This window comes from Streptomyces fagopyri, from assembly GCF_009498275.1.
GTDB lineage: Bacteria > Actinomycetota > Actinomycetes > Streptomycetales > Streptomycetaceae > Streptomyces > Streptomyces fagopyri.
On sequence record NZ_CP045643.1, the window covers coordinates 573,759 to 596,645 of the forward strand.

16 protein-coding genes are annotated in these 22,887 nt (G+C 71.0%); 10 read left to right on the plus strand and 6 right to left on the minus strand.

Annotated features, from left to right (window positions below; translation table 11 throughout):
* Positions 1 to 9 precede the first annotated feature (9 nt).
* Positions 10 to 150, minus strand: coding sequence for a hypothetical protein (locus GFH48_RS02440; RefSeq protein ID WP_153286643.1), 141 nt, complete (start codon positions 148 to 150; stop codon positions 10 to 12).
* Here GFH48_RS02440 and GFH48_RS02445 point away from each other — a divergent pair.
* Entirely contained in the window at positions 149 to 1,879 is a 1,731-nt protein-coding gene (locus GFH48_RS02445) for a RecQ family ATP-dependent DNA helicase (RefSeq protein WP_153286644.1), read from the plus strand. The genes GFH48_RS02440 and GFH48_RS02445 overlap by 2 nt on opposite strands.
* 161 nt (positions 1,880 to 2,040) lie before the next feature.
* Here GFH48_RS02445 and GFH48_RS02450 read toward each other — a convergent pair whose 3' ends face one another.
* Positions 2,041 to 4,008, minus strand: a complete 1,968-nt coding sequence (locus tag GFH48_RS02450) for a potassium transporter Kup (protein ID WP_153286645.1) — start codon at positions 4,006 to 4,008, stop codon at positions 2,041 to 2,043.
* A 595-nt stretch (positions 4,009 to 4,603) separates the two neighbouring features.
* Between GFH48_RS02450 and GFH48_RS02455 the strand changes: the two genes are divergently transcribed.
* The 7 genes from GFH48_RS02455 to GFH48_RS02485 all read left to right on the plus strand — a co-directional run bounded on the left by GFH48_RS02455 (position 4,604) and on the right by GFH48_RS02485 (position 12,807).
* On the plus strand, positions 4,604 to 5,131 hold the full coding sequence (locus tag GFH48_RS02455) for a hypothetical protein (protein ID WP_153286646.1): 528 nt from the start codon (positions 4,604 to 4,606) through the stop codon (positions 5,129 to 5,131).
* A 79-nt stretch (positions 5,132 to 5,210) separates the two neighbouring features.
* The gene (locus GFH48_RS02460) at positions 5,211 to 6,056 is read left to right on the plus strand and encodes a DUF4097 family beta strand repeat-containing protein (RefSeq protein ID WP_153286647.1); all 846 of its coding nucleotides are present in this window, start codon (positions 5,211 to 5,213) and stop codon (positions 6,054 to 6,056) included.
* Positions 6,057 to 6,139: 83 nt separating this feature from the next.
* Entirely contained in the window at positions 6,140 to 7,171 is a 1,032-nt protein-coding gene (locus tag GFH48_RS02465) for an ATP-binding cassette domain-containing protein (RefSeq protein WP_153286648.1), read from the plus strand.
* The gene (locus GFH48_RS02470; protein ID WP_153286649.1) at positions 7,168 to 7,944 is read left to right on the plus strand and encodes an ABC transporter permease; all 777 of its coding nucleotides are present in this window, start codon (positions 7,168 to 7,170) and stop codon (positions 7,942 to 7,944) included. Before GFH48_RS02465 ends, GFH48_RS02470 begins: the two co-directional genes overlap by 4 nt.
* A gap of 433 nt (positions 7,945 to 8,377) precedes the next feature.
* Positions 8,378 to 9,163, plus strand: a complete 786-nt coding sequence (locus GFH48_RS02475) for an SDR family oxidoreductase (RefSeq protein ID WP_228120276.1) — start codon at positions 8,378 to 8,380, stop codon at positions 9,161 to 9,163.
* Between the two features lie 1,575 nt (positions 9,164 to 10,738).
* A complete protein-coding gene (locus GFH48_RS02480; protein WP_153286651.1) occupies positions 10,739 to 10,894 on the plus strand; it encodes a hypothetical protein in 156 nt (51 codons plus the stop codon).
* Entirely contained in the window at positions 10,891 to 12,807 is a 1,917-nt protein-coding gene (locus GFH48_RS02485) for a type 1 periplasmic-binding domain-containing protein (RefSeq protein WP_153286652.1), read from the plus strand. Before GFH48_RS02480 ends, GFH48_RS02485 begins: the two co-directional genes overlap by 4 nt.
* Before the next feature lie 344 nt (positions 12,808 to 13,151).
* Here the strand turns inward: GFH48_RS02485 and GFH48_RS02490 are convergent, their stop codons facing one another.
* A complete protein-coding gene (locus tag GFH48_RS02490; RefSeq protein WP_153286653.1) occupies positions 13,152 to 14,036 on the minus strand; it encodes an oxidoreductase in 885 nt (294 codons plus the stop codon).
* Positions 14,037 to 14,129: 93 nt separating this feature from the next.
* Here GFH48_RS02490 and GFH48_RS02495 point away from each other — a divergent pair, with 93 nt between their 5' ends.
* Positions 14,130 to 14,993 (plus strand): LysR family transcriptional regulator, encoded by an 864-nt coding sequence (locus GFH48_RS02495; RefSeq protein ID WP_153286654.1) that lies wholly within the window; start codon positions 14,130 to 14,132, stop codon positions 14,991 to 14,993.
* A gap of 481 nt (positions 14,994 to 15,474) precedes the next feature.
* Here the strand turns inward: GFH48_RS02495 and GFH48_RS02500 are convergent, their stop codons facing one another.
* Positions 15,475 to 18,327 carry a helix-turn-helix transcriptional regulator gene (locus tag GFH48_RS02500; protein ID WP_153286655.1) on the minus strand — a complete coding sequence of 951 codons (2,853 nt, stop codon included), beginning with the start codon at positions 18,325 to 18,327 and terminating at the stop codon, positions 15,475 to 15,477.
* A gap of 159 nt (positions 18,328 to 18,486) precedes the next feature.
* Between GFH48_RS02500 and GFH48_RS02505 the strand changes: the two genes are divergently transcribed.
* On the plus strand, positions 18,487 to 20,013 hold the full coding sequence (locus GFH48_RS02505; protein WP_228120278.1) for a 4-hydroxyphenylacetate 3-hydroxylase family protein: 1,527 nt from the start codon (positions 18,487 to 18,489) through the stop codon (positions 20,011 to 20,013).
* 19 nt (positions 20,014 to 20,032) lie between these two features.
* Here the strand turns inward: GFH48_RS02505 and GFH48_RS02510 are convergent, their stop codons facing one another.
* Both GFH48_RS02510 and GFH48_RS02515 read right to left on the minus strand, forming a co-directional pair.
* Positions 20,033 to 22,252, minus strand: coding sequence for a LuxR C-terminal-related transcriptional regulator (locus GFH48_RS02510; RefSeq protein ID WP_153286657.1), 2,220 nt, complete (start codon positions 22,250 to 22,252; stop codon positions 20,033 to 20,035).
* Between the two features lie 120 nt (positions 22,253 to 22,372).
* On the minus strand, positions 22,373 to 22,861 hold the full coding sequence (locus GFH48_RS02515; protein WP_153286658.1) for a flavin reductase family protein: 489 nt from the start codon (positions 22,859 to 22,861) through the stop codon (positions 22,373 to 22,375).
* Positions 22,862 to 22,887: the final 26 nt, after the last annotated feature.

Here is a 22,887-nt window from a genome sequence, read left to right on the forward strand (position 1 = left end):
CTGACCTGGTCACTTGCTCTCGACCGGGGACGAGTCCGGTCGTGCTCCGAGGACACGGAACGACAACTCCTCGGGAGCGGACCGTTTTCCGTCGTGTCGGGGGTACACGAGCGCCGAACCCCACTGGAGAAGCGGCGTCGGGAGTGCCATGCGCGTCAAGGTCGGATACTTCAGGACCAGGTCACTCAGGAGGCGACTGCGCCGCTGTGCCCGCGAGGTGTTCGGCTGGGAGAGCCTGCGCCCGCCGCAACTCGCCGCCATGACAGCCGTGATGGAGGGGCGCGACACCATCGTGGTGATGCCGACGGGTGCCGGGAAGTCCGCCGTGTACCAGGTGCCGGGTGTGCTGTTGGAGGGGCCGACCGTCGTGGTCTCGCCCCTGATCGCGCTCCAGCGGGACCAGGTGGCCCATCTCGCCCGCATCAAGGGATCCGGCGCCTCGGCCGTCAACTCCGCGCAGCGGGCACGGGACAACGAAGCCGTGTGGGAGCGTGTGCGCGAGGGCAGTCTGGACTTTCTGTTCGTCTCGCCCGAGCAGCTCGCGAAGGACGAGGTCGTGGCGCAGATCGCCGCGGCCGGTCCGGGGCTGATGGTGGTCGACGAGGCGCACTGCGTGTCCTCGTGGGGGTACGACTTCCGGCCCGACTACCTGTCCCTGTGCCACGTGCGCGAACGCATCGGGCGGCCTCCGCTCCTCGCCCTCACCGCCAGCGCGGCGGCTCCCGTACGGGCGGACATCGTGGAGCGGCTCGGCATGCGCGAGGCGCACGAGGTGGTCGCGGGGTTCGACCGCCGCAACATCACGCTGGAGGTCGTACGGCACCGGGAGAACGCGGGGAAGCGCCGGTGGGTGGTGGAACGGGCCGCGGCCGAGGCCAAGCCGGGCATCGTCTACGCGGGAACCCGGCGAGAGGCCGAGGAGTACGCGCGGGAACTGTCGGCGCTCGGATTCGACAGCGCCCCGTACCACGCGGGTCTGTCGGCGGCTGAGCGCTCCAGGACGCACGACCGCTTCCGGGACGGCGAACTCGACGTGGTCGTCGCCACCTCCGCGTTCGGAATGGGCATCGACAAGCCGGACATCCGCTTCGTGCTGCACGCGTCGGTACCGGGATCCCTCGACACGTACTACCAGGAGATCGGCCGGGCGGGCCGCGACGGACAACCGTCGACGGCGATCCTCGCGTACCGGCCCGAGGACCTCGGCGTGCAGCGGTTCCGGACGGGCGCCCACCCCGAACCGGAGGCGCTGGGCGGTCTGATCGACGCGGTGCGCGAGCAGCGGGGACCGGTCACGGCGACCGGTCTGCGCGACCGCACCGAGTTGTCCCAGACGGCGCTGTCGTCGATGCTGCACCTGCTGGAGGAGGCCGGAGCCGTGACAACGCGGAAGCGCGGCGGCGTGCAGGCCGTGCCCGGGGCGCGGCGGGACACCTGCGTCCGCGAGGCGATGCGGATCGCTTCCGCCCGTGTCGACCTGGAGCGTTCCCGGGTGGAGATGATGCGGGCGTACGCGGAGACGAACACCTGCCGCCGGCGCCACATGCTCGGATACTTCGGTGAGAGTCTGGCCGAGGGCGACTGCGCGGGCTGCGACGTATGCGCCCGCGCACAGGAGTTGAAGGAGTCCCCCGTCCGGACGGGAGACATCCTTTCCGGTACGGGCCCTGCCCCGCTGGAGCCCGTGGCGACCGACGGCGCGTTCCCGCCCGGGACTCGGGTGGGGCACACCACGTGGGGTGCGGGCGAGGTGATGAGCGAGGAGGGGAACAGGATCACGGTCCTGTTCGAGAGCGTGGGCTATCGCACGCTGTCCCTCCCCGCCGTCCGTGCGCGAGGCCTGCTGACTCCGCTGCCGTCCACGGCGACGAGGAGCTGACGCCACCCCGGCGTCGTCGAAGGTCACGTGAACCGGGTGGAGCGCCATGCCCTTCTGGCGGACGGCGATCTCCGCACGCCGGGCGAGCCGGTCGAACAGCGGTTGGGCATGGGGGTGGTGCATCGGCCGGCCGCGTGGAGCGGGGCAGCCGGGCCGCGTGTCTACACCTCGATGTCCGATCCCATGATGACCGTCCGGTCCCGGGGCAGGCCGAAGTACTCGGCCGCGTCGGAGGTGATGTAGGACGTGGCGATGAAGAGCCGTTTGCGCCAGGGGGCCATGGTCGGTTCCTTTCCGCGTCTCAGTTCCATCTTCGACAGGAAGTAGGAGGCCCGGTCGAGTTGCAGTGGTCCCTCGGTGGTGGCCGGGTCGAGTGTTGCCAGCGCCGCGGGAACGTCGGGCGTGTCCATGTAGCCGTAGCGGACGGTGACATGGATGATCCCGTCGTCGGTGTGGCCGAGGGGGTCCACGCTGGTTCGCCGGTCCGCCGGGAGCCGGGGTACGGGCTCGGTCTCCACGGAGAGGATCACGACCTGTTCGTGTCGCACGTGGTTGTGCTCGACGTTGGCCCGCATGGCCAGGGGTGCGGTCCGTTTGCCGCGGTTGAGGAAGATGGCCGTACCGGGAACGCGGAGGGTGGATGTCCGCCCGGTGCGCAGCTGCTCGATGAACTCGGGAAGCGGACCTTCGGCCCGGGCTCGTTCTGCCGTGACGACCTCGCGGCCGCGTTGCCAGGTGGTCATGACGGTGAACGCGGTGAGGCCGATCAGCAGCGGCAGCCAGGCGCCGTGGACGAGTTTGGTCAGGTTGGCCGCTACGAAGAGGAGGTCCACGCACATCAGCGCGCCGGCGCCGATGCCGACCAGCCACAGGGGCGTGCCCCACCTCGATCGGGCGATGTAGAAGAACAGCAGGGTGGTGATGGTGATGGTCCCCGTCACGGCCATGCCGAACGCGAACGCCAGCGCCGCGGAGCTGCGGAAGGCGAAGACCAGGGTGAGGACGGAGACCATCAGCAGCCAGTTGACCCACGGGACGTAGATCTGGCCGATGGTGGACTCGGAGGTGTGTGCGATCCGCAGTCGTGGCAGATAGCCGAGCTGCGCCGCCTGCGAGGCCACCGAGTACGCCCCGGTGATCACCGCCTGGGAGGCGATGACCGTCGCAGCCGTGGCCAGAAGGATCATCGGCCAGCGTCCCCAGTCCGGCACGAGCAGGAAGAAGGGACTGCTGATGTTCGCCGGGTCGGCCAGGATCAGCGCGCCCTGGCCCAGGTAGCTGAGCATGCACGCGGGAAAGACGAGGATCAGCCAGGCGCGCGTGATCGACCTGCGTCCGAAGTGCCCCATGTCGGCGTACAGCGCCTCGGCGCCGGTGACCGCGAGCACGACCGCGGCCAGGGCGAAGAACGCGGTGCCGAAGTGGCCGGTCAGGAAGCCCAGGGCGTAGGTCGGTGACAGTGCCTTGAGGATCTGCGGGTGGCCGATGATGCCGTCCACACCGCACGCTCCGATCGTCAGGAACCAGACGATCATCACCGGCCCGAAGACCCGGCCCACCGCCGCGGTGCCCCTGCGCTGCACCAGGAACAGCACCACGATGATCACCGCGGTGACCGGGACGACAAGCTCGCCCAGCGACGGTTCGACGACCTTGAGACCTTCGACCGCGGACAGGACCGAGATCGCGGGAGTGATCATGCTGTCGCCGAAGAACAGCGAGGCGCCGAAGATGCCCAGTGCCGCCAGAACGACGGCGGCGCGCCGTCCCCGCTGCGCGCTCTGCCGTCGCAGCAGCGTGATCAGGGCCATGATGCCGCCCTCGCCGTCGTTGTCGGCACGCATCGCCAGCAGGACGTAGGTGACCATGACGATGACCACCACCGACCAGAAGACCAGCGACACCACGCCGTACACGTTCGCCGTGCTGACGGGGACCGGGTGCGGGTCCTGCGGGTTGAACACGGTCTGGAGGGTGTAGATCGGGCTGGTCCCGATGTCGCCGAACACGACACCGAGCGCACCGATCACCACGGCGAGACGCACCGCGTCCCGTCCGGCCCGCCCCTGCGCGGACGGTGGCGCCGCGGATCCGTCGTCCGGCGCGGGCACGTGCTGGGAGTGGGGCACGTCGAGCCTCCAAGGCGTGGGGCGGCGCGCCGGGGTCGGCGCGGCGGGGTCGGCCTGATCCCATCACGCCCCGCCCCGGTCCTTCATGAGGGCTCTGCGTACGGCGAGTTCCGGGGCCCACCGGGGCCGAAGCATCACGGATCCGGCCTCCGTGTGCGACACCCGTACGGCGGCCGCTTCGCCTCGGGACGGTGACGCGTGTGGCCGGCTGTCCTGACTTTCCGCTCGGCCCGCTCGCCTCGGAGCGGCGCGCCCTCGGCCGGCCGATCGACACATACGTACGCGAGACCACGGTGCCGGAGCGGGTGGCCGCCGCCCGGCACGCACCTGCGGGAGTGGTCCCCTTCTTCCCGCAGCCGGTACTACCTGGCGTCGCATGGCACCGCGTGGCACCGCATGGCACCGTACGGCGCCAAAAGGCGGTATCCGACGCCACACCACCCACGGAGTAGGCATATCGAGCATGGGTGACGCCACAAGGACAGGCCGGCCCGACGCGCATTTACGCAGGTGGGCGTGTTGGACGGTCAGGATCCTCCAAGGATGGTGCCATTCAGGCTTGCGTTTGGCGCCATAGTGGTGCCATCATCGAGTCATGGACCTCACCCCGTATGTCGACACCCTCCGCCGCGAACTCGCGGTGGCCGCCGAGGCCGGCGGTCAGGAGGCGCGCGAGCTGGCCGAGAGACTGACCGCCCCGCTGGAGTCGGCGACCCGGCTGACGATGCTCAACGTGCTCTCCGCCGCGATGGACGAGATCACCCGCGACCTCGCCCCCGGCTCGGTCGACGTACGGCTGCGCGGGCTCGACCCCGACTTCGTCGTGACACGTCCGCCCGCCGACACGGGCCCCGCGGAGCCGGCCCCGTCCTTCGAAGCGCACAGGACCTCGGCTCCCGTCGAGGGCGACGAGGGCGGCACCGCGCGGGTCAACCTGCGCCTGCCCGCCCATCTGAAGGCGCGCGCCGAGGAGGCCGCCGGCCGCGAGGGCCTGTCGGTCAACGCGTGGCTGGTGCGGGCGGTGTCGGCCGCGGTCGACGGCGGCAGCCCGTCACATGCGACGACGGAGAAGGCCCGTACCACCCGCACCGTCGGACAGAACTTCACGGGCTGGGTCCGCTGACCGGACCCGGCCACCGCACGTCACCACACCACGTCCCACCAGCGGGGACGCCACGAACACCCAAGAGGACGGGACAACCATGCCTTCTTTCGACACTCCCCAGCCGATCTCGGTCACCGCCAACGTGGCCGCCGGTTCCATCCAGTTCTCCGCGAGCGACCGCCCCGACACGGTCGTCGAGGTGCGGCCTCGCGATCCGAAGAAGGACAAGGACGTGCGGGTCGCCGAACAGACGGAGGTCACCTACACGGGCGGCGTGCTGACCATCAGGACGCCCAAGGGTCGCTACCTCGTCGGGCCCACCGGCAGCGTCGATGTGACGGTCGAACTCCCCACCGGCTCGCGTGTGGAGACGACCGGGTCCTGGACCCAGGTGCTCGGCGAAGGGCGGCTCGGCGAGGTCCGGGTGAAGACGTCGGCCGGTGACGTCCGCCTGGATGCGACAGGCCCCCTGCAGCTGACCGCCTCACACGGCTCGATCACCGTGGACCAGGTCGAGGGCCTGGCCGAGATCACCACCAGCTCCGGCAGCCTGCGCGTCGGCACCATCGAGGGGCCCGCCGTTCTGAAGAACTCGCACGGCACCACGAGCGTCGGGACCGCGGTCGGCGAGCTGCGGGTGAGCGGCGCCAACGGCGACATCGACATCCAGCGCGCCGAGAGCTCGGTCACCGCCACCACCGCCCACGGCACCCTGCGCGTCGGCGACGTGGCCCGTGGCACCGTCCAGCTGGAAACCTCCTACGGCGCCATCGAGATCGGCATCCGCAAGGGCACGGCCGCCTGGCTCGACGTCAGCTCGGGCAACGGGCAGGTCCACAACGCCCTCACCCCGTCCGACAGCCCTGACGCGTCCGAGGAGACGGTCGAGGTCAAAGCACGCACCCGCTACGGCAACATCGACATCCGCCGCCCCCGGGCCTGAACCGCCGCCGCCACCCCCGCAGCCGCGAACACTTCACCGCTCGTCACGCCTTCGAAAGGGAGGGCTCCGTGCCTTCATCTGTCATGCACACATCCATTCGGAACGGTGGACAGCCGGCACCGGCGGCCATCTCCGCCGTAGGACTGCGCAAGTCCTACGGTGACAAGACCGTCCTCGACGGCGTCGACCTCTACATTCCGGCCGGAACCGTGTTCGCTCTGCTCGGCCCGAACGGGGCGGGCAAGACGACCGTCGTCAAGATCCTCTCGACCCTCATCACCGCCGACGGCGGCCAGGCCCAGGTCGCGGGCCACGACCTGACCACCGACGCGCAGGGCGTACGCGCCGCGATCGGTGTGACGGGACAGTTCTCCGCCGTCGACGGACTGATCACCGGCGAGGAGAACATGCTCCTCATGGCCGACCTGCACCACCTGTCCAAGACCGAGGGCCGGCGCACCACCGCCGCACTCCTGGAACGCTTCGACCTGGTCCAGGCCGCGAAGAAGCCGGCCTCCACCTACTCCGGCGGCATGAAACGCCGCCTGGACATCGCGATGACCCTGGTCGGCGCCCCCCGCGTCATCTTCCTCGACGAGCCCACCACCGGCCTCGACCCACGCTCCCGCCACACCATGTGGCAGATCATCCGCGAACTCGTCACCACCGGCACCACCGTCTTCCTCACCACCCAGTACCTCGAGGAGGCCGACGAACTCGCCGACCGCATCGCCGTCCTGAACAACGGGAAGACCGCCGCCGAAGGCACCGCCGAGGAACTCAAACGCCTCATCCCCGGCGGACACGTCCGCCTGCGCTTCACCGACCCCGCCGCCTACCGCTCCGCCACCCTCACCCTCGGCGACACCGTCCGCGACGACCAGGCCCTCGCCCTGCAGATCCCCAACAACGGCACCCAGCACGAACTGCGCGCCCTCCTCGACCGACTGGACACCGCCGGCATCGAAGCCGACGAACTCACCGTGCACACCCCCGACCTCGACGACGTCTTCTTCGCCCTCACCGGCACCACCGACGTACCCAACCAGCCCAACCAGCCCAACCAGCCGAACCAGCCCAACGAGCCGAACCAGCCCAAGGAGGCCCTGCGATGAACTCCCTCTCCCTCGCCGTACGCGACTCGTCCACCATGCTGCGCCGCAACCTCCTCCACGCCCGCCGCTACCCCTCCCTCACCCTCAACCTGCTGCTCACCCCCGTCATGCTGCTCCTGCTGTTCGTCTACATCTTCGGCGACACCATGAGCGGCGGCACGGGCCGCTCCGCCTACATCGCCTACATCGTCCCCGGCATCCTGCTCATGACCATCGGCTCCACCGTGGTCGGCACCGCCGTGTCCGTCGCCACCGACATGAACGAGGGCATCATCGCCCGCTTCCGCACCATGGCCATCCACCGCGGATCCGTCCTGTTCGGACACGTCGTCGGCAGCGTCCTGCAAGCACTCATCAGCGTCGTCCTCGTCGCCGCCGTCGCCGCCGCCATGGGCTTCCGCTCCACCGACGCCACCGCCCTGGAATGGCTCGCCGCCCTCGCCCTCCTCACCCTCTTCGCCACGGCCTTCACCTGGATCGCGGTCGGCATGGGCATGAGCAGCCCCAACGCCGAGGCCGCCAGCAACAACGCCATGCCACTGATCCTGCTGCCCCTCATCTCCAGCGCCTTCGTACCCCTGCACTCCATGCCCGGCTGGTTCCAGCCCATCGCCCAGTACCAGCCCTTCACCCCCGCCATCGAAACCCTCCGCGGACTCCTCCTCGGCACCCAGATCGGCAACAACTGGTGGATCGCCCTCACCTGGTGCCTCGCCCTCAGCATCCTCGGACACCGCTGGTCGAAGACACAGTTCGACCGCGACCCGAAATAGACGACACGATCCACGATCAGCGACAGGACAGTGACCGGGTCGGGATCGGCTGCCTCTACCGAGAGGCAGCCGCCCCGGCCCGTCGGCCGTAGCGCCCGCTGTGAAGACGTACTCGTCGCGGTCGTCGAAGTCGGCGGCCGGTTTGGGCATCGACAACCACGCGCTCGACCGGCCCGCCGCTGCCGGCGAGGACGAGGATCATGATCCGTCCCTCCGGCGGAGGCTCGTGGAGGATCAGCGACGTCCACCCCTCACCGAAGGGCCGCACCGTCGCGGACAGCGGGCACTCCCGACGCGCTCCGGTCTGGTCATCTGATCCCACTCGCCGATGCGCGCCCTTCCCTCAGTTACTGCTAAAGTCGAAGTCAGTAGCTTCTATTCTCGCAGTCATCATAGGGGCGGCGCAGGCCCGCACCCGGAAACGGACGACACCGTGACCACCCCCCTCAACGAATCCCTCGCAGGGCGCCGCGCCCTGGTCACCGGCGGCACGAAGGGCACCGGAGCCGCTATCGCCCGGCGCCTCACCGAAGCCGGCGCGACGGTGCTCGTCACCGCCCGCAGCCGTCCCGACCACGTCGAGGAGAAGACCTTCGTCGCGGCCGACCTGTCCACGGCGAGCGGTGCCGCCGCAGTGGTCACCGCGGTGGAGGCCCGCCTCGGAGGCGTCGACATCCTCGTCCACACCCTCGGCGGTTCCGAGGCACCCGCGGGAGGATTCGCGGCACTCGGAGAGGACGACTGGGCCACCGAGCTGAACACCAACCTGATGGCCGCCGTCCGCCTCGACCGTGGCCTGCTGCCCGGCATGATCGAGGCCGGCAGTGGTGCGATCGTGCACGTCACCTCGATCCAGCGCCGCATGCCGCTGTGGAACGGCACCCTCGCCTACGCGGCGGCCAAAGCCGCCCTGACCACGTACAGCAAGGGCCTGGCCAACGAGGTGGCCCCGAACGGTGTCCGCGTCAACACCGTCTCACCGGGCTTCATCCAGACCACCGCCGCCGACAATCTGATCGCCCGCATCGCGGGCGAGGCCGATATCACCCAGGAGGCGGCGCTGGGGCGACTCATGGATTCCCTCGGCGGCATTCCCCTCGGCCGCCCGAACCGGCCCGAGGAAGTCGCCGAGCTGGTCGCCTTCCTCGTCTCCGACCGCGCCTCGGCCATCGTCGGCGCCGAACACGTCATCGACGGCGGCACCACTCCCACCGTCTGAACCACGCACCACCCGAAGGACCCGTCACACGGGACGACCAGCCCCGCACCATCACCCCGCCCGCCCCCGGACACACAGCCCGAGCCGATCACCCGCCCCCTCGAAGCGCGCCACGCCGAGGACGCCGCCACACGGCACCGCGAAGGCGACTTCCCCGGCGGCGCGATCGGCCCGCGCTACCGGTTGACGCTCCAACCATCTCGTCGCACGCCTCGTCATCGCCCTGCGCTCACGTGCAGATCTCCACTGCCCCACAGTGCGTTCATGGCGCCCGGACGCGCCGGGGAGCCACGGGGCGGCGAGGAGAACGGGGCAGCCCCGGCCGGGTGCGGGATCCCACACGGCCAGACGCACCTCCGCTCGCCACATCGACCGGACCAGCACCGTCAAGGGGCGGACACAAGGTCTGCGGCATCGAACCCGGGGCCGGGCGCCGGCACCGGGGGCCGGGCCCGTCCTGGGCCGCCGCGAGGCCGGGGCCGCTCACCGGCTGAGCCAGCGCAACCGGCCTACCCACGGGCACTTTTGAAGGGAACGTCAGTCCCCCACTGCGCCTGCCGCGCCGCCATGCACCAGATGCGCAAGGGGTCCCCAGGACCGTACCGCCACGTCCGTCACGGGCATCCCGCACAGAGCCCGACCTGGCGCAGGCGCCCAGCGCACGGCCCGCCGTATTTCGAGGGTCGCGATTTCAGCTGCGCTTCCGGCTGTGATTTCGGCTGTGATTTCGGCTGCGCTTCCGGCTGTGATTTCGGTCGCCTCTGCCGTTGCGCCACCGTTCAAAACAGTCGAACCCGACACGACGCGATTATCGGGCCGCCCGCCCGGCTCCGAGTCGAACAGAAATCGTCTTCACCGCGGCATCACGTCACCGCCGGAAATCACCTCACGAAATCTCCCGCAACCGAATGTCCCCGAAAGCGCCGACCGGGAGGACGCAATACGGCTTCGAGAAGGGCGAGGGGGCTCCTGCCGGTAACAGGAGCCCCCTCTGTTCCCTGTCCGATGCGTTCTTGTGCCCAGGAAGGCGGGTCGGCATCTTCGGGGTGCGGCCGTAGCCGTATGGCACCAGGTGACCACCCCCACGCCTCGGTCGCAAGATCCACCAGGCGTTCCGAACGGGCTGAGGACCGTACGGGCAGGTCAGCGCGGACGTTCGGAAACCGCGGTCGCCCCTTCGGCGCAGCCACCCGCCAGGACAGGGAGCACCCACGGAAGGACCGGGGCGGGCAGGAGGTGGCCTGGCGCGTGCTTGGAACGAGCCCGTTGAGCGAACGGAAAATTAAAGAACGATCCACTATGTGAGCGTGATTGTTCGGTTTATTTCCGATGCCGTCGATTGGGTTGTCTTATTTCGGCGGAGACAAAAAGGTAGGCACCAGTCACCTCGCTCCGCATCACGGCCGGTAACCGGAGGCGGAGCTCTCGTGTCGGCACATGTGCCGCGCCCAGGAAGGCAGGTATCCCGTCATGTCTCTGCGCCTTTGTCGAGGGACGCACCCGCAGCCCGCACCCGCACCTCAGGTTCTGTGCGGGACAACTCTCACGTCCGGACACCGGATCACCGTCTTCACCGTGATTCTGGTGGTGGTGATCGTCTGTGTGTCGAGCGGACAGTCCGTCACCACCGCTCTCGGCATCGTCATGGCCGCCGGCGCCGCCGCGGCCCAGATCGGCTCCTGGCTCAGCGAGCAGCGTCTGAGCGGCACCACTCCGGGCGGTGCTCAGTGACGCAACAGGCCCACAGCGAGGCGGAGTCGGGAAATGCCGGAGAGCAGGTTCCGGATCCGCTGCGTATCGCGGATCAGCGTGAGTTCCGCCAGGCGCTCAAGGATTTACGTGAGCGCAAAGGCATCACGCTGAAGCAGCTCGAGCAGGAGACGGACCGCCAGGGTTCGAAGAGGCTCACGTCCCCGACGGTCAGCACCACACTGAAGGCGGATGATCTCCCTGACTGGGATTTCGTGGCCGCCTACGTCGCTGCCTGCGCCGTGGCGGGCGAGGGGCTGAAGCGGTGGGAGCGGGCCTGGGAGGCGGTCCGGAAGGGAACAGCGCCGGTGGAGCCCGGCGTCGTCGGCGACACCTCTCCGTCCGGGTCTCCCGGAGAGGGCGACGGCGTGCGGTGGCGGCAGGCCGGCCGGTGGCTGAGGACCCGCGGGGGGCTTGTCACCTGCGGCGCCGCCATGGCAGCGGCGTCGCTGGTCGCGGCCGTAGGCGTGTGGCAGGTGCACACGCGCCACGTCCACGCGCGGCAGGTCCACGATCGGCAGGTGCGTGCGCACGAGGAGTTCGTACGCACGCACTGCGGTACACGGAACGCGGACCTCGTCCTGCGAGCCGGTGAGTGCACCGGCGTGAGCGACGGCAGTGACGGCCCCGGGGTCTTCGGCAGCGGTCTCGAGCCGGTGCTGGCCGCTCTCGGCGCGGAGAACGGGAACACGGTGGGGAACGGCAGGTACGTGACGATCGGGTTCCTGGCACCGCTGACGTCGAAGGGGAGGGAGAAGGATCTGACGCTCGACCAGTTCGTCGGCGAGATCGAAGGGGCGTACACCGCCGTCGAGCGGGCGAACGAGAGCGACAGCCGTCCGAAGATCCGTCTGGTCCTGGCCAACATGGGCAGCGGCGAGGAACGGTGGAAGCACGCCGTCGACGGGCTCAAGGCGGAGAAGGGTCTCGTGGCCGTGGTCGGGATGGGTCTGAGCCAGCAGCAATCCGTCGACGCCGCCCGGTCGTTGAGCAAGGCCGGCATCCCGATGGTCGCGGACCTCATCACCGCGGACGGATTCGACACCACCGGCGCCATCGACCGCCTCGGCCCGATCAACGGGCTCGTCCGCGTCACCATCCCGAACAAGGAACAGCTCACCGCGCTCGGCAAGGAACTCGACACGGGCCCGCACACGGTCGCCCTGATCGGAAGCGAGGTGACCCCCACCGGAGGCAGCGACCTCTACACGAAGTCGCTGGACCACGGCTTCCGCACGATCAAGTCCCTCAGCAAGTACCTGGACGACGACTCGCCGGACTTCCCCTTCAGTCCGCAGGGCGGAGCCGACGCCGCGATGCCCAGCATCTCCCAGAACCTCTGCCGCGGCACCGAGAGCGTCGACGTCGTGTACTACGCCGCGCGGGCCAAGTACCTGCCCACCTTCCTCGAAGCCCTCCGGCACAGGAGCTGCTACAAGAAACCGATCACCGTGGTCACCGGATCCGACGCGGCGGCACTCGACCCGAAGATGCGGGCTCTCCACGACCCCGAGGCCCCCATCACCCTGATGTACGCGTCCTTCCCCTCCCCCGCGGGTCTCGCCGCCACCCGCCACCGCGACCACGGCCTGTACACCGCGTTCGTCCAGGCCTTCACCTCCGACCACCACGGCCGGCACTTCCCCGCCGGCCATCTCGCAGGGAGCTACTGGCCCGTGCTCGCCCACGACGCCGTCCTGACCGCCACCACAGCCATTCACACCGCCGCGGCCAACACCGACGGCCACACCCCCAACCGCTACGACGTCACCAACCAGCTCTACGCCCTCGGCGACGAGACCGTCCCCGCGGCAACCGGCCGTCTCGGCATCGACCGCGACGGAGACCGCACCGACCTGCCCGTCACCCTCCACATCCTGCCCGGTACCAACTGAGCACTCCGTGCGAACGCTTGGGGGGAGACCACTTCCGGTCTCCCCCCACCAGGCGACCGCGACAGTCCGTGGCCGCAGCACGTGGGCCGCGGGGGCGGAACGCCGGCCGCGACCCGGGGAAGGAGCGGGCAGACGAACGGGGGTGACCGGCACCGGCGGAGTCCGCGTCCCGTCCGCGCTCCGCGGGCGGGTGGACGCTCCGGCGGGCGAAGGAGCCGTCTCCCGTAGCCCGACCGCACGGCAGCGTGCGTGAACACGCCCCTCGGTCACGGACGATGAAGCCCGCGTCGGGACTTCAGACCACCGCTGTCCCGTCGTCCCGCCGGGTACCGGGCCGCGTCCTGCTAGTGGCCGATCTTGTCCAGCTCGGCGAGTTCCTCGTCGGAGAGCGGGAGTGCCGCGCCGGCGAGGTTCTCACGCAGGTGCGCCGCCGACGAGGTGCCCGGGATGAGCAGGATGTTCGGCGACCGCCGCAGGAGCCAGGCCAGGGCGACCGACATCGGCGCCGCGTCCAGTCGGGCGGCCACGGCGGAGAGCGCCGTGGACTGCAGCGGGGTGAAGCCGCCGAGCGGGAAGAAGGGCACGTAGGCGATGCCCTTGTCGGCGAGTTCGCCGATCAGCTCGTCGTCCTGGCGGTGGGCGAGGTTGTACATGTTCTGCACGCACACGATCGGCGCGATCGTCTGGGCCTCGGCGATCTGTTCCGCCGTCGCGTTACTCACTCCGAGATGCCGGATCAGACCCTGCTCCTGGAGGTCGACGAGCGTCTCGAAGGGCTCGGCGAGCGAGCCGGGCCGAAGGCCCTGAGCGTCGCCGATCCGGAGATTGACCACGTCGAGCGAGTCGAGACCGAGGTCGTCGAGGTTCTCGTGGACGGCGCGGCGCAGGTCCTCGGGCTGCCGGGCGAGGACCCAGCCGCCCTGCTGGTCGCGGACCGCGCCGACCTTGGTCACGATGTGCAGCGATTCGGAATAGGGGTGCAGCGCCTCACGGATCAGCTGGTTGGTGACACGTGGTCCGTACGCGCCGGCGGTGTCGACGTGGCTGATCCCGAGGCCGGCCGCCTCACGCAGGACGGCGAGCGCGCCGTCGCGGTCGGCCGGAGGGCCCATGACGCCGGGGCCGGCGAGTTGCATGGCGCCGTAGCCGAAGCGGGTGACGGTCAGATCGCCCAGGGTCCAGGTGCCGCCGGGCAGCGACGCGGAGGGGGTGTTCGGGGTTTCGCTCATGCCGTCGATGTTCGCTCGCGGACAGCCGACGCATCCAATACCGACACGGTGGCCTGTCATACCCGGCGGGTATCACCGAGGTAGGTTGTGACCATGGACACCTTGGAGACCCGCGAGCTGAGGTACTTCACGGCCGTCGCCGAGGAACTGCACTTCGGCCGTGCCGCCGACCGTCTGGGCATCGCCCAGCCGCCGCTCTCCCGGGCGATCCAGCAGCTCGAACGGCGTCTCGGTGTCCGCCTGCTGGAACGCAACCGCCGCGGCGTCTCCCTGACCGGCGCCGGGGAGGTTCTCCTGCACGAGGGCCGCGCCGCTCTCGACGCCACCGCCGCCGCCGCGCGCCGCACCCGTCGTGCCGGTGGCGCCGACAGTCCGGGCGGCGTCCGCAACCGCCTGGTGCTGTCGGTGAAGGCCGCCGCGTTCCACGGCCTGCTGCAGAAGCTCCTCGACGCCTACGCGGCCGAGCCTGACGCCGCCGAGATCGAGGTGCTGCCGAGCGGTACATGTGAGCAGGAGGAGATGCTGCGGGACGGCCGCGCCGACGTGGCGCTGATGCACGCGCCGTACAACTCCCTGGCCGGGTTCGACAGTGAGGAACTGGCGACGGAGGGGCAGATCGCCATCCTGCCCACCGGGCATCCCCTCGCCGCGCACAGGACTCTGTCCCTGGCCGACGTCAGCGACGTCCCCGGTCTTCCGCTCGCCCGCTGGCCCCGCCACGGCGCGTACCCGCCGGGCCCGGGCCCCGAGGTCCGCGACCAGACGCAGCTGGCCCAGCTGATCGCCCTCGGACGCACCATGGCCGTCTTCCCCGACTCCGCCCGCGCCTGGCTGTGGGCCGAGCACACCGCCGTGCCCCTGACCGACGCACCGCCCGTCGTCACCCACATCGCCTGGCCCGCGCACAGCCGCTCCCTCGCCCTCGCCGGGCTGATCCGCACGGCCACACGGCTGTGATCCGCGCCGGCCGGCCCTCTCCCCGACACGCCATCCGACCGTCGGCCCTGCCGGCAACGAATCCGCCGACTCGGCGGTACCGGGCGCGCAGTGGAGAGCGTGCCGTCGACGGAGGCCGCTGCCTGTACGACGCGGACACCACCGCGCCTTGCCCTGTCTCCTCCCGCTCTCGGCGTAGGCCTGTCGCGGCAGCGAGCGCGGAGACGGCCGAGGGCGCGCGACATGACGCGAGCACGGAGTGCGGCTTCCTCGGCGCGGGCACCGCGGTCGTTCGCGGACCGTCTGCGGCAGGCTCACGGCGGCTGTCCGACATGCCCCCGGAACTCGCGGGTGAGGTCACGCGCCCGGACGGTGCCGATGCGTGACAGCGCCGCGCCGAAGGCCCCGCCACCGCTGCTGCCATCACGGCGGCGCCGAAGCCGGATCGGACGTCACGCGAGCGGGGGATCCCTGTCACCGAGCTCCGCGATCACCGCACCGGTCAGTCGGCCGCTTCGGCGCCGGCGTCCCGCTCGATCGCCAACCGCGTCAGCTCGACCCGTGAGTTGATGCCGAGCTTGGCGAAGATGTGCTTCATGTGGGTGTTGACGGTGTGCACGGAGACGTAGAGCCGGTCGGCGACGGCCCGGTTCGTGAGGCCGCCTACGACGAGCGGGATCAGCTTCCGCTCGGATTCGGTCAGGTCCTCCCATCCCTGGGGACCGGCCGTGTGCGTCCGCACAGGGGCGGAACGCACGCCGAGCCGCCGCAGACGCCCCCGGACACGTTCCTGGTCGCGCCCCGCTCCCGAGGCCGACGCCAGACGGCCCGCTTCTTCGAAGGACTCGATCGCCGACGCCGTCTCGCCTGTTCGGGCCATCAGTTCGGCGAGGTCCTCGGAGGCCGCCGCCCGCGCCAGTGGTCTGCCGGTGTTCCGGTAGCCGGTGACGGCCGACTCCAGTGCGCCGCGGTCGTGGTGGAGCAGGCCGTCCACATGGGCGCGGACGGCCCCGACGATCTGCCGGCTCTCGTCCTGCGCGGCCAGGCCGAGCAGCGCGCCCGACACCGCCCGGGCGAGCGACGGGTTCCCGCCGCGGAGCGCGATGCGCACGATCTCGGGCCAGTGGGACGGGGGAAGTGCCAGCAGCCGCGCCGGTTCCCGGCTCGCGAAGCTCTCCGCGAGCAGCGCCGCCGCTCCGCCGGGTGCGCCCCCGGCGTCCGCCAGGCAGGCGCGGGCCAGAGACACCCAGGGGCCGTACCGCTGGGCGTGTGTGCCGGAGCCGGTGTCGGCGGCGCTGAGGTGGTCGTCGGCCTTGGCGAGGTCACCGCGCCGGATCTCCACCAGTGCCAGGACGGCACGGGCTTGTGGATTCGTCAGGGTGATCTCGAGTTCGTCCGCCACCACCAGGCTGGCCTCGGCCTCCACCGCCGCGTCGTCCAGCGCTCCCTGTTCGAGCAGCGCGCAGGCGCGGGCGGCGTGCCAGTGCGGCAATGACCAGCCCAGGCCCAGCGACTCCGCCTCGCGCTGTCCCTCCCGCAGGGTCCGCTCGGTGTCCGCGAGCCGGTCGGTGGCGGTCAGCACGGTGGCCTGCCACAGTGCCGGAATCCGCGGGGGCCGCAGATAGAGGGCGGCGGGCTCGATGCCGGCGCGCCGGGTGGCCTCCGCGGCGAGTTCGAGGGCCCGGGCCAGGTCGCCGCGGTAGAAGAACGCCTGTGACTGGAACACCATGGCGCTGACGACGACGGCCGGATCGTCGCTGCCGTACGAAGCCTCCACCAACCCGGTGCCGGTCAGCTCGGCGGCGGCGATGTCACCCAGGTAGACGTGGCCCGTCGCCTTGGTCTTCGCCAGCCGCACCCGCAGGTCGGAGGGCAGCCCGGGCAGGTCGAGGGCCTTTTGCAGGTGGGTCATCGCGGCGGCGTCGTCGCCGGCGGCCTGGTGGATCTCGCCGGCCACGAGACGCAGCCGCGCTTCCTGCACCGGCTCAAGGCCTTCCGGCAGCGTGGCGTCGACCAGGTCGAGTGCCTCGTGGACCCGGCGGGTGCGGCCGAGGTACTCGGCGGCGTCGGTCAGCAGGGCGATTCGGCGCCGGTCCTTGGGCGGCAGCAGGCCGGCGATCCGCTGGGCGAGATCCGCGGCGGCGTCGGGGGCCGAGGACGACATGTCCCGCACGGCGGTGGTCAGGGTGGTCACGGACTGGTCGTCGACCGGGCCGCCCGACATCACGACGTGCCAGGCCACCTCGGCCGGGCGCGCTCCGGTGTCACGGAGGCGGTCGGCCGCGTCCCGGTGCAGGGCGGTGCGTACGGCCAGGGGCAGATGGTCGTGGACCGCCTGCCGGGTGAGGTCGTGACGGAAGGCCAGGCGTGGACCGTCGGCCGAGAGCAGGTCGGCGTTCAGGGCGGCGTCGACGCCCGACAGCAGGCTGCCCACCTGCCTGCCCATCATCCGGGCGGCCGTACCGAGGTCGAACTCACGGCCGAGGACGGAGCCGATCCGGAGCAGGTGCACGGCGTCGTCGGGGAGCCGGTCGACGCGTGCGGCGACACTGCGGCGGAAGCTGACGGGAATACCGTCGCGCAGGAGGTCCGTCTCGCCCGCTGCCGTACTCGCGGCGTCGGTGTCGGCGAAGCCGCGTACGAGTTCGATGGCGAGAAAGGGGTTGCCCGCGACGCCGTGCAGGAGTCTGGCCAGGGCGGGTGGCGGCGGTGCCCCGAGGACGTCGGCCGCGATGTACTGCAGTTCCCGATGGGGCAGGGAGCCCAGGGTGAGCCATCGGGCGCCGAGGCGTTCGAGGTCGTCCCGGACCCTGGCCACGATCGGCCGCTCGGCGTCCGAGCGGAGCGCCAGTACCCACAGGACCCGCGCGGCGGCCAGTCGGTGGGGCAGCGTGCGCAGGGCGAAGAGGGTGGCGGGGTCGGCCCACTGGGCGTCGTCCACGAGCACGGCCACCGGTGCGCGCTGGGCCCGCTCCTCCAAGGCGTCCGCGATGCTGTCCAGCAGCCACAGCCGCTGGTCGTCGGCGGCCGCGAGGGCCCGGTGGGACCCGTCGGAGGGCGGCAGGGCGGACAGCAGGGCGGCTCCCGCCGCGAACTGGTCGAGTTCGTCGGCCCGCACCGAGACCACGTCGAACCCGGAGCGCCTCGTCATCTCGCCCAGTTCGGCGAGGAACCGGCTCTTGCCGACGCCGGCCGCGCCCTCCACGACGACGCCGGTGCCCCGGCCGCCGCGCACCACGTCCAGTGCCTCACGGGCGGCCGCGACCTCGCGTTCGCGCCCCCTCAGGTGCGGCCCGGTCATGGCCCTGTTCCCGCGCCCGCCGGTGTCGTGGCCGGCGGGGTCTGTGCTGTGCATGGGCCCAGCATGGCTCAGGGGCGTGTCCGTCCTCAACGCGGGTTCGCCCGTGACCACGGCTTTCACCCGGGTGAATGTCGCTTCCGGGCCGTCGGTTCACCCTGCCGCGACGCATGCTCCGTGCCGACCGGATCTCTTGCCCCTGGAGAGGAGCACGACGTGCGTACAGGCAAGGAATACCTGGCAGCGCTGAACGACGGCCGCAAGGTCTGGGTGGGTGACGAGGTCGTCGACAACGTGGCCACGCACCCGAAGACCCGGGCGTACGCCCGCAGTCTGGCGGCCTTCTACGACCTTCACCACCGTGCCGACCTCGAGGACGTCATGACGTTCGTCGACGAGGACGGCGTGCGGAGGTCCATGACCTGGTTCCAGCACCGCTCCGCGGACGACCTGCGGCGCAAGCGGCAGTACCTGGAGACGGTGCAGCGCGAACTGGGCGGCGGGGCCGTCCCGCGCACGCCGGACGTGAACAACTACGTCCTGCTGACCTATGTCGACGACCCGGAGCCCTGGAGCAGCCAGTCCGTCGGGACCGACGGCAGGGACCTCACGGCGGGGCTCCTCGACTTCTGGAACGAGGTGCGCGACGGCGACCTCAACGCGACGCCGGCGTTCGTCGACCCGCAGGCGGACCGCTCCCGCGACTCCGCCCAGGGCGACTCCCCCGCCCTGCGGGTGGTCGCCACCTCCGACGAGGGCATCACCGTGCGGGGCGTGAAGGCGATCAGCACCGGCGCGGCCTTCGGTGACCGGATCCACATCGGTGTCTTCTACCGCCCCGGGATCGTCGCGGAGCAGATCATCTACGGCGCGGTGAAGCCCAACACCCCCGGCGTCACCATCATCTGCCGCGAGAGCAACGTCCGCGACGGCGAGGAGGTGGAGCACCCGCTGGCCGCGCAGGGCGACGAGCTGGACTGCATCATCGTCTTCGAGGACGTGCTCATCCCCTGGAACCGCGTCTTCCACATCGGCAACCCCCAGCACGCCGCCCTCTACCCGCAGCGCGTCTTCGACTGGCTGCACTACCACTCGCTGGTGCGGGCGATGGTGAAGGCCGAGCTGATGCTCGGCCTGGCCCTGCTGATCACCGAGCACATCGGCACCTACCAACTGCCGCCCATCCAGGCCCGCATCGCCAGGTTCGCCGGCTTCCACCAGACGCTCAAGGCGCATGTGTACGGGTCGGAGGCCCAGGGCTTCTTCACACCCGGCGGCATCTTCAAGCCGAACGTCCTCATGTTCGACTTCGGGCGGGCCTACTACATCGAGCACATCACCGAGTTGGTCCACGAGCTGATCGACCTGTCCGGCCGTGCCGCGCTGATCTATCCCACCGAGGGACAGTGGCAGCAGCCCGAACTCAGGCCGTGGCTCGAGGCGTTGCAGACCGGACCGGTCGGCAGGCCGCACGACCGCCTGAAGATCAGCCGCGTGATCCGCGACATGTTCCTGTCCGACTGGGGCGACCGCATCAGTGTCTTCGAGAACTTCAACGGCACGCCCCTGCTGGCCATCCGTACGCTCACCATGAAGCGTGCCGAGATGTCCCCCAACGGCGCCATGGCGGACCTCGCACGCCAGGTCTGCGGTATCAGTGGTGTGAGCGACCAGGAGGAGACCGACTACCAGGCGCAGGCGAACTACGCCCGGCGCCAGGACGCCTCACGCCAGGACGCCTGAGCAGCGGCCGGGGCCCGGATCACAGCACACCGCACTCCCGGGCCCTGGCGACCGCCTCGCTCCTGTCGTGCGCGCCGAGCTTGCGGAAGATCGCACGCACCTGTGTCTTGACGGTGTTGTGGGACACGTACAGCTCGGAGGCGATCTCACGCAGTGTCAGCGAGCCGCACAGCGCGCGCAGCACTCGCTGCTCCCCCATGGACAGGTCCTGGGTGCGGGGGGCGGCGAGCGCGACGGCCGTGACCGCATCGCCCTGTCCGAGCAGGTCCGTCAGGATTCCGGGCGTCTCGCACCGGTCGGCCGCCCGTCCGGCCGCCTCCCGGGCCCCGCGCGCCGCGTACGTGTCGTGCCGCGCGCTCTCCAGCCGCGACCGTGTGAAGTGCCACAACGCACGTACATGAGGTTCGCACTCCGCGCCGGACGGTCCCGCCAGCGCCGCTTCCGCGTCGGCCAGCGCCCGTTCGGCCTCCTCCAGACGTCCCTCCCGAAGAAGGAGGCCGGCCCGGCCGACATGGGCGGGCGCCGAGACGAAGTGCCGGTCCAGACCGACCGCCGTGATCTCGTGCAGTGCCTCGGCGCTCAGGACGTGCGCCAGTTCGCGGTGTCCGGCCAGGAGCGCGCACAGAGTCCGCAGACCGAGCGCACGCACGAGGGCCAGGCCGTGCCCCGCGCCATGCGCGTCACGGGTCGCCTCGCCGAGCGACGTCTCCGCCTCCTCGTACCGGCCCAGCCACAGCAGAGCGGCACCGCGGGCCGAACCGGCCAGGGCCCGCCAGGCGGTCAGGGGCGCGGTGCCGGTGACGGCGGACGCGCCGAGCCGGTCGGCGGTCAGGATCTCCCCCTTCTGACAGCAGGCCATGACCCGGGCGACGGCCGCCGCCCGGCCGACCGTGCCGCCCTCGCCGACGCTCTGTGCTCCGGTCTGCCGGAGCAGTGCGACGTCGAGCCAGCGGCAGGCCATCTCGGGGGCGCCCCGCGAGAGGGCCGTCATCGCCGCCACGACGCACAGGCGCGCGTCGGCCGCCACCGTGCGATGCGGCAGCATGGCCAGCCACCGGGCCACCCGCGCGGCGTGGCCCGCCGAGATCGCCGTCTCCCATCCGTCGAGGAGAGACGCGACGGCCGCGCACTCGTCACCGCCTCGTATCCAGTGCCGTACGGCCTCGCCCGTCCGCCCCTGCCGCGCGTACCACCCGGCCGCCGACCGGTGCAGGCCCGCGACCGTGTCCGATCCCTCCGATTCGAGGGCGTCGGACAGCAGCGCGGACAGTGCCCGGTGGTGCCGGTACGTCGACGCCTCTCCGGCGACGGGGACCAGTAGTTGCACGGTGCGCGCGAGCTCGCGCAGCAGAACGCCCGCCCGGTCGCCGGCGAGGGCCTGGCACGGGCCGGCACTCAGTTCGTCGAGCACGCTGGTACGCAGCAGGAACCGGCGCTCTTCGGTGGTGAGCCGGTCGAGGACCTCGGTGGCCAGGTACTGGGTGACCGCCTGCCCGCCCCGGGCCGAGGCCCCTTCGGTGCCGGCCGTGTTCTCCGTACGGGTCAGCGCGCGCCCCATGATGCTCAGTCCGGCGGCCCATCCCTCGGTGGCCTCGTGCAGTGCGCGCGAGTTCTCCGTCGCGCGAGGGGATCCCAGCAGACCACTGAGCACCGCGTGTGCTTCCCCCGGGGTGAAGGCCAGGTCATGCTGGTCGAGTTCGGCGGTCAGTCCCCGGGCCCGCAGGGCCGGAAGCGGGCTTCCGGGAATGTGCCGGGTCGACAGGACGGCGCGGAAGCCGTGCGGAAGCCTGGTCAGGAAGTCCGCGAGGGTGCGCTGCGCGTCGGCGTCCGTGACGAACTCCAGTCCGTCGAGGATCAGCGTGCACGGGCCCGCCGCGCCCAGTGCGGCCAGCAGGATCGGCAGGATCTCCTGCAGCCAGGTGTCGGCCGTCCACTCGACGTCGTCGAGGCGCGCGGGCAGGTCCGGTCGTGCCTGGCGCACCGCGCGCGTGATGCCGCTCCAGAGCCGGTCCGGGGCGTTGTCGTAGGCGTCGAGGCTGAGCCAGGCGCACTCACCGCGAGCCGCCAGGTCCCGCGACCACTCGGTCAGCAGCACTGTCTTTCCGGCACCCGCGGGCGCGGAGAGCACCACCACGGGCTCGGTCGCCGCGTCGAGCCGGTGCAGCAGTCGCGGGCGGGTCAGAAGGTGCGGGGGCTGGTCCGGAGGACGCAGCTTGAAGGCCGGCACGGAGCTGGGCATGGCACTTCCCGTGAGGTGGGTCGGGACGAGCGGGAGCCCCCCGACGGCCGTGGCTCGCCTTCGAGCGCCGGACGTCGGGGGTGTCGGTGGGCCGCTCCCGGGGACCGCGGCCGCCGGGGCCTAACGCGATGCGCTGAGCGCGCCGAAGTCACCGGCGAAGTGGACCAGCGGGCGGCTGTCCACCCGGTGCGTGCAGTAGCGGACGTCACCGACGAAGATGGTGTGGTCGCCGCCGGGGAGTGCCTCGGCGACATCGCAGACGACGGCGGCGATGGCGTCCTTCAGCACCGGCACGCCGTGGTCGTCGATGGTCTCCACGCCCGCGAACTTCTCCGGCTTGGACATGGCGAAGTTCCGGGCCAGGATCTCGCTGTCCTCGCCGAGCACGTTGACCGCGAAGCGGCCGTGCTCCGCGATCGCGGTCCGCGTGTACAGGCGGTTGGCGATGCACACGATCAGCTGGAGCGGGGCCAGGGAGAGAGCGGACACGGCGCTCGCGGTCATCCCGATGGGCGTGCTTCCGGAGCGGGTGGTGATCACGCTGACGCCGGTGACGAGCCGGCCCATCGTCGCTCGGAAATCGACGGTCGTGTCGAGGGATTCGGTCATCGGGGGGCCTCCGTGGAAGTCGGGGG